At 48.0% G+C, this 15074-nt stretch carries 14 protein-coding genes; 13 read left to right on the forward strand and 1 reads right to left on the reverse strand.

The features are described from left to right. Positions 1 to 366: 366 nt before the first annotated feature. Genes WBJ53_RS17175 through WBJ53_RS17185 form a run of 3 tightly spaced genes read left to right on the forward strand, consistent with a single transcriptional unit; the run spans position 367 to position 3199 of the window. On the forward strand, positions 367 to 1578 hold the full coding sequence (locus WBJ53_RS17175; RefSeq protein ID WP_338868302.1) for an ABC transporter substrate-binding protein: 1212 nt from the start codon (positions 367 to 369) through the stop codon (positions 1576 to 1578). 15 nt (positions 1579 to 1593) lie between these two features. Then, positions 1594 to 2436: an ABC transporter permease subunit gene (locus tag WBJ53_RS17180; RefSeq protein WP_338868305.1), complete on the forward strand. Its 843-nt coding sequence runs from the start codon at positions 1594 to 1596 to the stop codon at positions 2434 to 2436. Beyond that, entirely contained in the window at positions 2426 to 3199 is a 774-nt protein-coding gene (locus WBJ53_RS17185; RefSeq protein ID WP_338868307.1) for an ABC transporter permease subunit, read from the forward strand. Before WBJ53_RS17180 ends, WBJ53_RS17185 begins: the two co-directional genes overlap by 11 nt. A gap of 45 nt (positions 3200 to 3244) precedes the next feature. Here WBJ53_RS17185 and dusB read toward each other — a convergent pair whose 3' ends face one another. Beyond that, a complete protein-coding gene (gene dusB / locus WBJ53_RS17190; protein WP_338868309.1) occupies positions 3245 to 4234 on the reverse strand; it encodes a tRNA dihydrouridine synthase DusB in 990 nt (329 codons plus the stop codon). A gap of 318 nt (positions 4235 to 4552) precedes the next feature. On the opposite strand from dusB, the gene WBJ53_RS17195 reads away from it, so the two are divergent. The 10 genes from WBJ53_RS17195 (at position 4553) to WBJ53_RS17240 (ending at position 14945) form a co-directional block, all read left to right on the forward strand. After that, entirely contained in the window at positions 4553 to 5515 is a 963-nt protein-coding gene (locus WBJ53_RS17195; protein WP_338868311.1) for a CPBP family intramembrane glutamic endopeptidase, read from the forward strand. Positions 5516 to 5556: 41 nt separating this feature from the next. Next, positions 5557 to 5775 (forward strand): DUF2007 domain-containing protein, encoded by a 219-nt coding sequence (locus tag WBJ53_RS17200; protein ID WP_338868313.1) that lies wholly within the window; start codon positions 5557 to 5559, stop codon positions 5773 to 5775. Beyond that, positions 5756 to 6589, forward strand: a complete 834-nt coding sequence (locus WBJ53_RS17205) for a phosphatidate cytidylyltransferase (RefSeq protein WP_338868315.1) — start codon at positions 5756 to 5758, stop codon at positions 6587 to 6589. The genes WBJ53_RS17200 and WBJ53_RS17205 overlap by 20 nt, the downstream gene beginning before the upstream one ends. Before the next feature lie 487 nt (positions 6590 to 7076). Further along, positions 7077 to 7358, forward strand: a complete 282-nt coding sequence (locus WBJ53_RS17210; RefSeq protein ID WP_338868317.1) for a hypothetical protein — start codon at positions 7077 to 7079, stop codon at positions 7356 to 7358. A 65-nt stretch (positions 7359 to 7423) separates the two neighbouring features. After that, on the forward strand, positions 7424 to 7660 hold the full coding sequence (locus tag WBJ53_RS17215; RefSeq protein ID WP_338868318.1) for a hypothetical protein: 237 nt from the start codon (positions 7424 to 7426) through the stop codon (positions 7658 to 7660). A gap of 479 nt (positions 7661 to 8139) precedes the next feature. Next, positions 8140 to 8865, forward strand: a complete 726-nt coding sequence (locus WBJ53_RS17220; protein WP_338868320.1) for a carboxypeptidase-like regulatory domain-containing protein — start codon at positions 8140 to 8142, stop codon at positions 8863 to 8865. Positions 8866 to 8949: 84 nt separating this feature from the next. Then, positions 8950 to 10638, forward strand: a complete 1689-nt coding sequence (locus WBJ53_RS17225; protein WP_338868322.1) for a tetratricopeptide repeat protein — start codon at positions 8950 to 8952, stop codon at positions 10636 to 10638. A gap of 313 nt (positions 10639 to 10951) precedes the next feature. Next, positions 10952 to 12043, forward strand: coding sequence for a carboxypeptidase-like regulatory domain-containing protein (locus tag WBJ53_RS17230; RefSeq protein WP_338868324.1), 1092 nt, complete (start codon positions 10952 to 10954; stop codon positions 12041 to 12043). 65 nt (positions 12044 to 12108) lie between these two features. Beyond that, the gene (locus WBJ53_RS17235) at positions 12109 to 13239 is read left to right on the forward strand and encodes a transposase (protein ID WP_338868327.1); all 1131 of its coding nucleotides are present in this window, start codon (positions 12109 to 12111) and stop codon (positions 13237 to 13239) included. Between the two features lie 23 nt (positions 13240 to 13262). Beyond that, positions 13263 to 14945 (forward strand): TonB-dependent receptor, encoded by a 1683-nt coding sequence (locus tag WBJ53_RS17240; RefSeq protein WP_338868329.1) that lies wholly within the window; start codon positions 13263 to 13265, stop codon positions 14943 to 14945. The last annotated feature ends 129 nt before the right edge of the window (positions 14946 to 15074 follow it).

Genomic DNA, 15074 nt, shown 5'->3' on the forward strand with positions numbered 1-15074 from the left:
AAGAATTTGTTTAATTAGGTGTGTTTGAGCAGACGGTTTGTTCTCTGAGCAAGCCGTCTCTTTTTTGGCTAGTTGTTGACGATTTCTTCATCGCCTGTTCGACGTCCTTATATTAGACTTATTGCTACCCAATTATGACAATCTTGACGAATCGACCCCTGCTCTTTTTTTTGCTGGCAGTAGGTAGCCTGGCTATCTGGGCTAAGAGCAGGTCAGTTTTTGAGTTGAAATATAATGTAGATCCCAAACTTCATTATTTTACGTACGTATAAATGCGTAGAGGCAACTTGGGGAGTTGCCTCTACGCATTTATAGAATTCCGATAACCTTACCGAATGGTTACACTGCTTTTCTTTTCGTTTACTTATGAAGTATAACTTATTCGTTCTTTTGCTTGGGTTAACGCTGGCCTGCTCATCTTCTGACCAGCGCGATCCAGAAACCGTCCTTAACCAATCGTGGTCACAAATTGAAGAGCGAGGCCGAAATCAACCCGTAACGCTCATGATGTGGCTCGGCGATCCGTACATCAACGACTACATGAACAAATACGTGAAGCCAGAAGTCAAAAAACGATACGGAATAGAGTTGCAAACGTCGGCCGGGCAGGGAACCCAGATTGTGCAGACATTGGTTGCCGAACGCGAAGCCGGACAACCGAGCCAGATTGATATGGCCTGGATCAATGGCGAAACCTTTTATCAGCTTCGGCAGATCGATGGTTTACTAGGGCCCGTTACGGACAAAATGCCCAATGCCCGCTACATCGACTTTTCAAATCCGTTTATTGGTACCGATTTTCAGCAGCCTGTTGCCGGTATGGAATGCCCCTGGGGTAATGTGCAACTGGCGGTTATCTACGACGCCCAGAAAGTAGCAGCACCACCAACATCGTTTGCCAACTTTCCGGCTTATATTAAAGCCCATCCGGGCCAGATGACCATTCCGAACGAATTTACGGGTATGACATTTCTTAAATCGTGGATGATTGCGCTTTCGGGTGATCCGAAACTATTTCAGGGTAAATTTCGGGAAGAGGTGTATGGTAAATGGTCGGGCGAACTCTGGAAACAGATCAATGCCCTTAAACCCTATTTATGGAAACAGGGGCGCACTTTTCCCGAGCAATTATCAACGCTGCACCAGTTGTTTGCCAACGGCGAAGTAGCCTTCACCTTTTCAGATAATGATGCCGAAGTAGACAACAAGGTAAATCTGGGTTTCTTTCCCAAAACAGCCCGCGCCTACGTACCGGCCCCTGGCACCATTCAGAATTCGCATTACATGGGTATCATCAAACACGCCCAGCATCCCGAAGCAGCTATGCTGGTTGCCAATTTTCTGATATCGCCAGAAGCACAACTAAAAAAGATGGACCCCAATGTATGGGGCGACCATACGGTACTCGACCTCAAAAAACTCCCCCAAAACTATCGTTCGATGTTTGAAAACCTACCCACTCGTCGGTATGCACCCAAACGCGAAACCATTCAGGGAATGGCCTTTCAGGAACCCGCCCCCGACTATATGACACGGTTGTATAAAGATTTCCGAACGCATGTTATTGAAAATCGATAATATCGAACACCTGTTGTGAAAGCAAAACACCTGATTTTAGGCTTATATGGCTTGTTTGTGGTTGGCTTACCCATAGCAGGTCTGGTCAATGCCTTCAACTATAGTGTTGGTCTGGCCGGGCCACTGGCTTCGGGCTTTACGGTTACCTACTGGCAGCAACTGACCAGCGAAACCTCCTTGCTGGTTTCACTGGGATTCAGCCTGTATGTGTCGATTCTTTCGGGGAGTGTTGCGGTTCTGATTGCTCTGTTTCTGGTGCTGGGTCGGCAACCCATGCTACGGCAACGGCCTTTCCCAACCTTATTGTATGTGCCGCTTCTGTTTCCGTCACTGGTAATTGGGTTCTATCTGTTTCAATTGCTGAGCGGATCGGGCTGGCTGGCACGACTGGCCTTTGCGGTGGGATTTATCGAAACACCCGATCAGTTTCCCGAATTGATTCAGGATGGTTTCGGTATTGGAATCATACTCGCTCAGGTTGTAGTAGCCTTTCCGTTTTTCACCCTGCTTTTCCGATCGCTCTATGCCGATGCCCGTCTGGATGAATTACATAATCTGACACGCACACTGGGGGCAGGTCAAACTCAGTTTAACACTCGGGTTGCCATTCCGATTTTACTTCGCCGGTCGGCTCCAACACTGGTTCTGTATGGCGTTGCTACAACGGGCGCTTACGACATTCCTCTAGTGCTGGGACGAAATTATCCACAGATGCTTTCCGTTTTTATCACAACGCGACTTCAGCGCTTCGATCTGGCCGAGTTACCGATGGGCTATCTGGCCGGATTTGTATTGACCCTGTTGCTGATGGCTGTAATTTACTGGACCTCTCAACGGCTACAACGTCATGCGCTCTAATCCGTTTCTGACCGGCTTACTGATACTGGTGTTTGCTCTGCCGTTCGTTTTGCTAGCCCTGCTTGCTCTGGGCCAGCACTGGCGTTTTCCGGAGGTTATTCCGGCAGCCGTCAGCACCGATGCCCTCGCGCGAATAGTGGCGACCGACAGTGATTTAAGCACTGGGTTACTCTTGAGTTTAGGAATTGCGACGATTGTATCCGTGTTATCGACGGGTTTAGGATTTATCGTGGCCAGAGCCATGTCGCAATCAACGCACCCGGCTCGCTGGATTACGTTAAGTTATCTTCCCTATGCATTACCCCCTGTTTTGCTGGCCGTTCTCATTCAGCCGTACATAATCCGTCTGCATCTGTCAGGATCGCTGACGGGAGTAATTGTTGGCCTGTTGCTGATTACGATTCCGTTTTGCAGCCTGTTTTTTAGAAGCTTCTGGAGCGAGCAGGCCATCCATTATGAACAATTGAGCCGAACGCTCGGCTGTAACCAATTTCAGGCGATCCGACTGGTTTTGATTCCTCTGGCCCGCCCATTGCTCATAACCTGTCTGTTCCAAACCTTTCTGCTGGCCTGGTTCGACTTTGGCCTGACTAATTACCTTAGCGTTGGCAAAGTCAGAACATTAACGGTACAGGTCTATCTGTTTGTTGGAGAAGCCAATAGTCGGTTGGCGGCCGTAGCATCGCTGCTACTTCTGCTCCCCCCTGCCCTGTTGCTTTGGCTCAATAAACGGGCAATTTTCCGTCAGATGCAACAATCCTGATCGCCACAACGGGAACGCATCCTGTCGCCTTGAGTCATTCATCCATTACACCAACTCAGGCATGTAGTTCTCCTGAACCTCGTGCAGGATTGCCTGTAGCTCATTATACGAATCGGCCGTAACCAGTCGCGACCGGTAAGGTTTAAAATCGGGCAAACCTTTGAAATAGTTGGCATAGTGCCGACGCATTTCGAACAGCCCAACAATTTCGCCCTTCCAGCGAATCGAAAAGTCGAGGTGCTGACGGCAAACCGCAACCCGATCGGCAATGGTTGGGGCAGCCAGGTGTTCGCCGGTACGGACAAAATGCTTGATTTCATTGAAAATCCACGGATTTCCGATGGTCGCCCGACCAATCATGACACCATCGACACCGTAGCGATTTTTATACTCCAGTGCTTTCTCGGGTGAGTCGATATCGCCATTTCCAAAAATTGGAATCTGAATACGTGGATTTTCTTTAATCTTTCCGATGAGCGTCCAGTCGGCCTCGCCTTTATACATCTGAACGCGTGTACGCCCATGAACGGTTAAGGCTTTAATGCCAATATCCTGCAACCGTTCGGCTACTTCGCCAATGTTTTTTGTGTTTTCGTCCCAGCCCAAGCGGGTTTTCACCGTTACGGGCAGATGCGTAGCCTTTACGACGGACTCGGTCATGCGCACCATTTTCGGAATATCCTGCAAAAGTGCTGCACCAGCCCCCCGGCAGGCTACATTCTTAACCGGGCACCCGTAGTTAATATCGATCAGGTCAGGGTTGGCACGACTGGCTATTTCGGCGCAGGCGCCCATTGTTTCGACATCCGACCCAAACAGTTGAATACCGATAGGCCGTTCATACTCAAAAATATCGAGCTTCTGTACACTCTTGGCGGCATCGCGAATCAATCCCTCCGACGAAATAAATTCGGTATACATCAGATCGGCGCCGTTTGCCTTACAAACCGCCCGGAACGGCGGATCGCTGACATCTTCCATGGGAGCCAGTAGCAACGGAAAATCCGGTAATTGTATATTGCCAATTGTAACCACGCGGGCAAATATTAATAGGTTATACGCTTTGAGCAGTTCTGGTATGAATTACGATTTATGAGTCCGTTTGGTTCCGTCTGATTATATGCTCAGGCTACCGCTATAGTTTAGTCGCAGCCTCACCACTCAGTTTAAACAGCCTTTAAACCCTACTATGTTTTTTACCCTGCACAACTCCCTTGCGCCCTATGGGTTTGTTTTTTGTCGTAACTTGCGGCCTATAGCATACAACAGGCTATTTATTTCGAATGCTACTTACAACTTATCAGTACCTGTCTCCTACCAGATTGGTTGCTATTGAATAAATTCACGAGCGCTATGCAACCACTCTACACGTCTGCCAACAACTCCTCGCGGCCTCCAACCCTCGGCGGTCTCATTATGCTGGTCGGCTTCATCCTACTGGGAGGTGTTTTCAGTACTTTTTTGCTATTCGGTCTTTTGATGATCGTAAAAGGAATGGGGCCTGCCGCAGCACAGGCCTATCTGGCCGAATTAGCGTCCAATCCAGCATCGGCACCCACTGGCTGGTATGAACTTATGGCCCTTCAGGCGGTCAATCATCTGGGTACTTTTCTGATTCCCTCACTTGTCTACTGGTATACGATTGAACGCAGAACATGGGATCAATTTAGTGTTCGTCCTGTGTCGGCCGTAGCGGGGCTTAGTCTGGTAGTGCTGATCGTTATTGCTTTTATGCCCTTCGATGGCCTTATTATCGAATGGAACCAGGGTGTTCATCTGCCGTCGACACTGGCTCCCCTCGAAGAATGGATTCGGGATAAAGAAAAGGAACTGGAAGGTGTAACCAAATACCTAACTACATTTAGCTCGGCAGGGCAACTTCTCATAGCGATGCTTGTTATTGCAGTTATTCCGGCCATTGGCGAAGAAACGCTCTTCCGGGGTATCCTTCAACGTAATCTTACCTACTGGAGCAACAACGTTCATGTAGGCATCTGGGTGGCTGCGGCCCTGTTCAGTGCCATTCACGTTCAGTTTTTAGGGTTCTTCCCCAGAATGCTGCTGGGTGCGCTGTTTGGCTATCTATACGTTTGGTCGGGTAGTTTATGGGTGCCTATTCTGGCTCACCTGGTCAACAATGGCTTTACGGTGCTGATGGTCTATCTCTATCAGCAAAAAGTAGTAACAATGGATATTGAAAGTACTGAAGCCGTACCACTGTTGGGCTCGTTGGTTTCCGGAGCCATTACGGCCGGTCTACTGTATTATTTCAAACTAACTAATCAGAACCAGGTTACCAGAGAGCCGGAGCGCTAACCCCTCTGTTTTCTGATGCCTACCGATAAAATTACCAGATAATGACCGAACAATGGGAATCCATCTATACGACCCCACTACAACACCGGGCCGAACTGGCAAAAGCCCTGCTGAGCGAACACCAAATTCCGGCAGTCATTGTCAACAAACACAGCAGTAGTTATCCGGCCATCGGATGGGGAAAAAGTGAAGTACACGTACTGGCCAAAGACGCAATTCTGGCCAAAGTAATTCTGGAGAATGAAGCAACGTTTAGCTAGAATGTCGAACCTTCAGCAGCGGGTAATTGCTGCAATTGCGGGGGTTCCCTTTATTCTTTTTATGATTTGGTATGCCGACTGGACGTTTGCATTACTGTTCTGCATCATTAGCGCCCTGACTCAGCGGGAGTTTTACCGATTGCTTGGACTCGATGGATTTGAGCCACTGACGGCCTATGGCACTGTGGTTGGCTGTATGGTTTGTATACTGGCCTACTTTATTGAAACCGATCAGATTAGCACTGGCAACTACTTTCTGATTTGTCCGGCTTCGTCGATGATTTTCCTCATCAAGCTCTACAAAAAGCGCGATATGAAGCCGTTTACCAACATTGGTTTCACCTTTCTGGGCATCATTTATGTAGCCATGCCTTTTGCGCTATTGATTATTCTGGCCCTACGCGATGGCAGCTTTCACCCAATGACCATAACGGGTTGTCTGCTTCTGCTGTGGGCTAGTGACATTGGTGCTTATTTTGCCGGAACCTACTTCGGTCGTCGGAAATTGTTTGAACGCGTATCGCCAAAAAAATCGTGGGAAGGTGCTGTTGGAGGAGCTATTGCTGCTGGCCTGATCGCTTTTCTACTGGCCTTGTTTGCCGAAGAGCTGAAACCCTGGCAGTGGTATTGTGTAGGTGGTATTATTGTTGTGACCGGTACCTACGGCGACCTGGTCGAATCGTTGTTTAAGCGGAGTATTGCCATTAAAGATTCGGGAAGCAGCATTCCTGGCCATGGCGGCTTTCTCGATCGCTTCGATGGGCTGCTGCTGGCCGCTCCTTTCATCATTACATTTCTCAAATTATTTGCCTGATAGCCTACTCCTATAGCTTGCAATGATCCGATGCCGCTCTTACCGTCCAGGTTAGGGCGGCATTGGCTTTTAATGTATAAAAAAGCGCAAATCAGCTCAACCAAATAACCAATAAGTAAATTATCACACAAAAAATACCACAAAAAAGCACCAATAAGTAACATGGGGGTATTTTTACGATTCACCCAACCAGAGCCTTACAAGCAGCTCTGACTACTCAAATACACCTGATTAAATGAGATCTATTATGCCGTTAGTCATACCCCCGCAGGGCAGGTATGCCTTTAGCCCATTACGTTGTCAGTCCGTTTACCAAACCGTTCCTGCTTCTAACAAACAGCGTTTCAATAGCCATCGGTCTATTGTTCCCGACCTGAATGGAAGCGATTTTAGGGCTTTTGCCAGGCACCTGTTTTATGAGTCCATCGCAGCTACCAGCGTCGAATCCAGGGGTCATAACGTCAACCCGTTTCACTCCTGTTGACTTATGCCAGATGTACCGTTTTGCTATGAGTTTGGGATTGAAACGGAGATCGATGCAAATGACGAAATTCAGATAACGAGAGCCGTCATTGACCTTCGGCAGATAGCAGTTTTCACAGATGTAAAAAACATTGCTGGCCCCTACAATAAAGTCTATAAAAGCATCACTCACATAACCTTAAAATCGGGACAGCACTTCGCAATTTATTATCCCTATTCCGATTTTCTAAAGCTTTATTGTACGGTAATGCACACCGATGTTCAATCGCTGCCGTATCCTGAATGAAGCGTTGCCCGCCAGTAAACCTGGCGGGCTTTTTTTAGTTTTGTTCTTTATAGACCTTATTCCTAATGGCACAGTTTATTGAGTTTACCACATCCGACAACCAGAAAGTACTCGTCCATGTCGATGCGATTCGTTCCGTCATTCCAATCGGTGGTGGCAACCAGGCCTACATCTTTACATCGGGCGTAAAAGAAGGCGGTTATCAGGTTAATCATCCCTATACATCGATTAAAAATGCATTGGCCGAAATTACTCAAATGGGTATTTATGAATTTGCACCTCCTGCCAATAAAAACAACTGAGCCTGGTCCAGCCCTTTTTCGGAATTGGTTATAAAAGCCCGGCTGATGCGGTAATTATCTCGTTTATAAGCCACTACGTACGATCTAGGTAAACCTCCTTCGGGTCTGCCTTTCGGGGTTCGGCCCCATTGCGCCTGAACGAGTGCGCAATTATTGGATAACGAAGTGTTTTAAGGCGTGCGTGCGTATGGATGTATTACTGAAAGTGGAATCAATTCTGCGTATATTTGTAGAAATTAGATCTGTCTGACTGAGGCAGCAGACAGGTTGTCCATACGGTAGAAATAGCCAGGATTAGCCTTTTTTGGTTAGCCAAACGGGAAATCCTAACATTTGTTAAATTATTGGCATAAAAACTGGCGATTGCCAAATCATTCGTTATTTTGTATAGTTTACTTTAAAAAAGCACTGAATGTTGGCCTTTTTACCTCCGATTGGCTATTCTAATCATCCGTCAGGATTCAGGGTTTATCTAAAGCATGAGGCAATCGGTAAAATATCTTGTTCTGGGAATTAGCCTGCTCCTGTTATCAGGCCTTTTTACAACTACTTTTGCACAAGGTCAGGATCGGCAGATAACCTTTACGGGCTTTCTGACCGGGGGCAAAAGTAATGAGCCACTTCCGGGGGCATATATCTATATTCCAAAAGCAGGTCGTGGCGTCCTATCGGCTTCCAATGGCTACTTTGCCCTGCCGGTTTTTCCGGGCGATAGTATTATTTTTAGCTATGTCGGTTTCAAGACCCAGTATCATATTATTCCAACCCGCCTTACCGATCTGACCTATTCGGCTGTTGTAGCCCTTCAGGAGGATGTAAAAACCCTGGCTGAGGTAAAAGTGTATCCCTACCCTACCGAAGAGTTATTTAAAGAGGCTTTCGTAAATCTAAAATTACCGGACGAAAAGGAACGCGAAAACCTGGCTCGAAATACCAGCCCGGAAGCCATTATGCGTCAGGCTGCCACCATGCCAATGGGCGCTCTGGCCAACCACCAGAATTTTGTTAACCAGCAGTTTTTCGGGCGTGAATCGGTATTAGGCCGAAGCCAGGCCACCACCTTCTCGTTTACAAACCCTTTTGCCTGGGCTAACTTTATTCGCTCCGTAAAACGTGGTGATTTCAAGAATAAAGAATGGCAAAGCGAAATCAACAAAGCCCCCCGCGAAAACGTATCGAGAAAAGATATCCTTCAGAATAACTAGCCGTTCTGCCTTTCGGTAACAATAATTTCACATTACAGCTACGCAAGGTCGCTTATCTTTATGGGTTAATCTAATCCATAAAGGATGCGTTTATCCTCATCAATTCGCAACAGTTGGCTTTGTGTTTATTCAACGTATGGGCTTGCGTTGCTGTTTTTTTGCTCCATTGTTCCTTCCTTCGCACAAACCCTTTCGACAACGGAACGGCTTTCGCGTCAGTATCCCGACTCGGCATATCGTGTCATCAAAAGCATGCTCGACAAAGCCATTGCTACGAATGATGCGTTAACCGAAGGCGATTGTCTGCAACAAATCGGGTTGCTTTTCTACCATCAGGGCAACTATCCGCAGGCAATCAGTTATCTGCTCAACGCACAAAAGCGGTTTCGCGAAGTTCAGGATAACGACCGTTTAGCCCGCAATCGTAACGAACTGGGTACGGTCTACTATTACAATGAACAAGCCGAACGAGGGTTGGCTCAGTTTACCGAAGCACTGGCTTACTACCAAAAGACTCGTAATAACCAGGGCCTGGCCCGTACCTATGCCAACATTGGCCATATCTACGAAAAGCGGAAGGATCTCGACGAGGCTTACCGTTATCAGAAACTGGCCCTCGCAAAGGCCAAAACCTCAAAAAATACGACAGATTTGTCGACGGTTTACGAAAACCTGGGCAGCATTTTCGAAGATAAAGCGGAGTACGATTCATCGCTGTATTACTATCAGAACGCCCTACTGCTTAGCCAGCAAAACCACGATGAAATTGGTCAGATCGAGATCATTAACAACCTGGGCGATATCTTTCGAAAAACAGGGCGCTACGCACGTGGACTGGCTTTTTCGCGCCAGGCGATGAATCTGGCCCGGCAGAAAGGCGAACGTTACCAACTCAGTAGTGCCTATCGCGATATTGCCAAAACATATTTATTGATGCACCAGCTCGACAGTGCCTACCACTATATCGAAATAAGCCGCGATCTGGTCGATGAGATTTACGCAGCTGAAAACAATCGGCAAATCACCTTACTCCAGACCCTGTATGACGTTGAACGTAAAGACAGCGAGATTGCCCAGCTCAATGCTCAGAAGCAAATCGATGTCATTGCTATTTCGGCAACCGCTGTGGTTCTGCTCCTGATTGGCATATTGGCTGCGGTGATTATCAGCCGTCAGCGATTAAAGATTCGAAATGAGCAGGCATTAAATCAGCAGAATCAACAGATTTTTCAGACACAAAATCAACTGATGCAGGTTGCACTGAAAAATAAGCAGTTAGAAGAAGAAAATCTGAAAAGCCAGCTTGAACTAAAAAGTAAGGAGCTAACTACGCACACGCTCCAGATTATTCAGAAAAACCAGGTGCTGGAAGAACTACGAAACGACCTGACCACCATTCTGAAAGACGACAAACGAGACCAGAAAAAACAACTCCGGCAACTGGTCCAAAAAATTAGCCTGAATTTTAGTCAGGATAAATACTGGGCCGATTTTCGGGCCATTTTCGAACAGGTCCATCCGCATTTCTTCCGCGACCTTACCCAGCAATTTCCCGACCTGACGGCTACGGACCTCCGCCTGATTGCGTTGCTTAAAATGAACATCAACTCGGCCGATGTAGCTACTCTGCTGGGTATCTCACCCGACAGCCTGCGCGTTTCCCGCTATCGGCTTCGAAAAAAACTGGGGCTTCTCGAGGGCGAATCGCTGTCAGCCTATATTCAGCGTTTTGCTCCCGATTCGGCGACAAATCTATCCGCAGAAAACGTTTAGCCAATTTAATCAGGCTTCAGGCTGGGTAGTAGAAATTGCACGTATCCGCGATCTTCACAATTAGGAAACAGTTTCGTAACAATAAGATAATGGCCATTCCCCTACAGGCTAAACAACTAACAAACAACGCCTTATGTCAACAATATTGAGGCTGTTGCTTTTCTGCTAACGCTCTTTGCTGCCTTGTTGCCTTTTTGTTCACGGCCAATAGTTGCCTGTCTCTAACGGTATGCCACACCTTTGCTGTGCCATTCGTTCTCGTTTCCCGACAACAGCAATAAGGCATTGATTATAGACAAGGCATCTGTCCGGCATGAAGCACATACTACTCATCATTGTTTGTCTACTGGTTAGCTTTCAGGCCTCCGCAGGCACCATCAAAGGACGAGCGACCGACGCCCTTACCGGCCAGCCAGTTATTGGAGCTACTTTACTCATTGAAAATACGAAGCTACATGGCGTTTCGGGCCTGGATGGCTCATATACCATCAAAAACGTTCCGGCAGGAACCCATAAACTACGGATCAGCTATGTTTCCTATCGGACTATAACCCGCGATGTGGTTGTAGAGAGCATCGAGCATGTGCTTACGCTGGATTTGACGCTTGAAACCGAAAATGACCGGCAAATTACCGAAGTAACTGTTCGGGCCAAACGCGATGGCTCCAGCGACCGAACAGCCCGCGATCTTGAACGGAATGCGTTGCAGGTAACCAATATCGTCTCGGGTCGTTCCATAGAATTATCGCCCGATCTTACCGTAGCCAACGTCATCCAGCGGGTATCGGGCATATCCATCGAGCGCAATAGCAATGGCGACGGTCAGTATGCCATTCTGCGGGGAATGGACAAGCGCTACAACTACACGCTCGTCAATGGGGTGAAAATTCCAAGCCCCGACAACCGCTATCGGTATGTTCCGCTTGATATTTTCCCGTCGGAATTACTCGACCGGCTGGAAGTTTATAAAACACTGACGCCCAGTATGGAAGGCGATGCTGTGGGCGGTGCCATTAACATGGTGATGCGCGATGCGCCCGACCGGCTAACCGTTCTGGCAAATCTGTCGACTGGCTTCAGCGAGCTTTTTTTCAACCGCCCCTTCGTCAGTTTCAATACAAAAAATATTGCCTTTCAATCGCCCTACGAACAGTTTGGCAATCAATATTCGGCTAAACCAGCCGATTTCAATAAGGCCTCCAGCACCTATAGTCGCCACAATCCACCACCCAACTTACTCGGCAGCTTTGCCATTGGAAATCGTTTTCTGAACCAGCGTTTGGGAATTATGCTGGCCGGAAGTTTCCAGAATACGTTTCGGGGCAGCAATAGCCTGTTTTTCAACGGCGATGTCGTTGATACGCTACGCGGCATCTCAGTGCTGGACATTGAGGGAGTAGAATAGGAAAAAGCGAGGGCAAATGCTTGTTTTGTAGCGTGACCAACTTAACAAGATTCCACTCCTCGCTTTTGGACAAAGCTAAGGATTTTGGCCAGGATCTCTCACCGACTCTGCTGAAAAATCTCATCGCCATCGGCTGCGCCATCCTCATCAAGGAGACCGTCAACCTTAACAAGCTTAAGAACCACATGGGGCTACTACTAGGTAATCAGCACACCCAGACGGATTCGCACTATCGCCGACTTACCCGCTTCTTTGACCATCCAGTGGCCCAGCGGAGGCTGTGGAAGTGGCTGCTGGTGTGGATCTTAGGCTATATCAAACGCTGGGATGGCCGCTCCATGAGCCTTTACCTAACGTTGGATGCTACCAGTTGGCAGCTAGGTAAACAACCTATTCAGTTGTTGGTTTTGTCTCTGGTCTATCGGCAGGTGAGCCTGCCTTTATTCTGGATGGATTTGGCCAGGAAAGGTCATTCTTCTCAGCAGCAGCGCAAACGCTTGCTCCAGCAAGCCATGAAGCTCTACCCCGTGAAGGGCTTCTGCCTGTTAGGGGATCGTGAGTACGGGGGTAAAGCCTGGTTGCAGTTTCTAACCCAGAGTGGCCTCAACTTTATTATCCGTTTACCCAAAGATTCTTATAAAGAGGCTATTAGCGCCGGGGGCAAGGCCTACAGTGCTTTGCTCAAGCGAGCTTTAAGGGGCCGCACCGTCAGCCAGTGGTTTACCCTGGAGGGCCACCGCTACCAGTTTGTAGCTCGGTCTCATCAGGATGGCGCCCAAAGTGCGGACCCTTTGGTGCTCTTGATCAGTAATCTAAGCTGGTCCAAACACGTCGTTGTTGAGCGCTACCGCATCCGCTGGACCACGGAGTGTCTGTTCAAGCATTTGAAGAGCAATGGGTTCCATGTAGAAGAGCTGGGCGTTCAGCACTGGGCTAAAATTAGGCTGTTAGTGGTCATTATCGTCGTGTTATACGTGATCTGTGTCGCTGAAGGCTTTCGGCAGTATCATCGGCTTCGTCCGAAAAAGAAGGAATTGGGCAACTTTCAGCCACGGGAGTCGGTGTTCCGCAAGGGTTATTCAGGCGTGGTTAATCAGCTTAGCTCGATTGAACATTTCTTAGATTGGTTGATGAAGCAGTTAAGTAAGCCGCTGAAGATTCCTATCCGCATCTTTTTCTTCAATGTCCAGCACTGAGACGCGGCATTACACTCACGAAAATGAGCGAACGACAGTATTCCGAACAGCAAACCCGTTATGGACTCCACGCCAAGCTCGATTTTCGGCTCAATGAACTCAACAAAATTCAATGGTATAATGCATTCATAAACCTGACTAACGCGCAGATTCGGGATACGAAATCGACGGAGTTAGGCATCGGCGGATTCAACCCCGTCCTGGGCAATGCAACACTTGGCTACGAAACCCGGTCGAGGCTCACGCAACAGCGAATCTACAACAGCACCTTGCAGGGAACGCATCAGTTAACCGATCATTTCGGACTAAACTGGTCGGCGGTTTACTCCAAAGCGACCAATGAAGTTCCCGATCAAACCTATATTCCGTTATTGGGTATTCGACAAAACTTTGTAGAAACCCGAACTACCGTTCAGGATGGTTCGCGTCGATGGGAACACAATTCCGATGCCGATGTGGCGGGCTACCTGAATCTTACGCTTAAAACAAATCTGGCCGGCATAGCTGTCGAATGGATGGCCGGTGGGCTCTATCGGGATAAGCAACGCACTAATTTTTATAATAACTACCAGCTACGACCCGCTAATCTGTTTGCTCAGTATGGCGTCGATTTTACAGACTACAGCCAAATAAGCTGGACAATCCAGAATCCACTTGGGTCGGTAGCAACTGCGCTTAACTACGACGCCAGTGAGAAAACCTCATCCGGCTATCTGCAATTTCGAACAACCGACCATCCGCTGGAGGTAACAGGTGGTGTGCGGGTGGAGCATACCGATCAGGGATATGCCATGAAATTTCCCATTGGCGAAGATAATCCAACCGGAAGCCAGGTATACACCGACATTTTGCCGAGCCTCAATCTACGCTACAGATTGCACGACAAGACCAATCTGCGCGCTTCTTACTTCCGATCGCTAAACCGGCCTGGCTTCTTTGAGATTGTTCCGTACCGGATCGTTTACGAAGAATATCAGGAGCGGGGTAATCCAAAACTCAAACGGGCACTAGCCGATAACATCGATCTGCGTTACGAATACTTCCCTCGGTCGCTAGAGCAATTTATGGTAGGAGTCTTCTACAAATACCTGAAAGACCCCATTGAATACACCTTACAACGCGACGCCATCCGGGGGCAGGACATTTACTACTCGCCGGGCAATTTCGGTAATGCGACCAACTATGGTCTGGAACTCGACGCCATCAAATATTTCCGGCAATTTGGCATTAAAGCAAACTATACCTATACACATTCACGAATTACTACGCCAAAATCCAGGCGAATCCGCAACGCACAGGGCGATCTGGAAACAATTTCGGTGAACCAGACCCGTCCACTTTACGGCCAGTCGGCCCACGTAGCCAATCTGTCGTTTCTCTACAAAGACAGTCAGCATGGTTGGGATGGCCAGTTGGCGGCCAGCTATACCGGCGATCGCATCAATACCGTATCGCAGTTTGCCGATAATGACTACTACCAGAAAGGATTCGTTCAGATGGATGCTTCGGCAGAAAAACGACTTGGCCACGGATTCATCGCATTTGCCAAAGCCAATAATCTGCTCAATACCCCGATGGAAATCTACGTACGCAGCGTAAACAGCAGCAATGCCGAAGTACCCAACCAGGATGTATCGGGCAAAACCCTGATCCGACGCGATTTCTACCAGCGTTCCTACGTGCTCGGCATTCGTTACAAACTGTAAGAAGCTTCGCTTTGGCCCACACAGGCTTTTTTTGAGCATTAGCTCAACCCGTTTCCAACACGAACGGCAATTCGCAATAACAATCACTTATTCATGGGCACAACTGCCTCAGGCCATGAATAAGTCAAA

Source organism: Spirosoma sp. SC4-14 (assembly GCF_037201965.1).
GTDB lineage: Bacteria > Bacteroidota > Bacteroidia > Cytophagales > Spirosomataceae > Spirosoma.

Coding starts and splice junctions, on each gene's coding strand:
- WBJ53_RS17175 (WP_338868302.1), top strand. CDS start 367: ATGAAGTATAACTTATTCGTTCTTTTGCTTGGGTTAACGCTGGCCTGC.
- WBJ53_RS17185 (WP_338868307.1), top strand. CDS start 2,426: ATGCGCTCTAATCCGTTTCTGACCGGCTTACTGATACTGGTGTTTGCT.
- WBJ53_RS17195 (WP_338868311.1), top strand. CDS start 4,553: ATGCAACCACTCTACACGTCTGCCAACAACTCCTCGCGGCCTCCAACC.
- WBJ53_RS17200 (WP_338868313.1), top strand. CDS start 5,557: ATGACCGAACAATGGGAATCCATCTATACGACCCCACTACAACACCGG.
- WBJ53_RS17205 (WP_338868315.1), top strand. CDS start 5,756: ATGAAGCAACGTTTAGCTAGAATGTCGAACCTTCAGCAGCGGGTAATT.
- WBJ53_RS17210 (WP_338868317.1), top strand. CDS start 7,077: ATGCCAGATGTACCGTTTTGCTATGAGTTTGGGATTGAAACGGAGATC.
- WBJ53_RS17215 (WP_338868318.1), top strand. CDS start 7,424: ATGGCACAGTTTATTGAGTTTACCACATCCGACAACCAGAAAGTACTC.
- WBJ53_RS17220 (WP_338868320.1), top strand. CDS start 8,140: ATGAGGCAATCGGTAAAATATCTTGTTCTGGGAATTAGCCTGCTCCTG.
- WBJ53_RS17225 (WP_338868322.1), top strand. CDS start 8,950: ATGCGTTTATCCTCATCAATTCGCAACAGTTGGCTTTGTGTTTATTCA.
- WBJ53_RS17230 (WP_338868324.1), top strand. CDS start 10,952: ATGAAGCACATACTACTCATCATTGTTTGTCTACTGGTTAGCTTTCAG.
- WBJ53_RS17240 (WP_338868329.1), top strand. CDS start 13,263: ATGAGCGAACGACAGTATTCCGAACAGCAAACCCGTTATGGACTCCAC.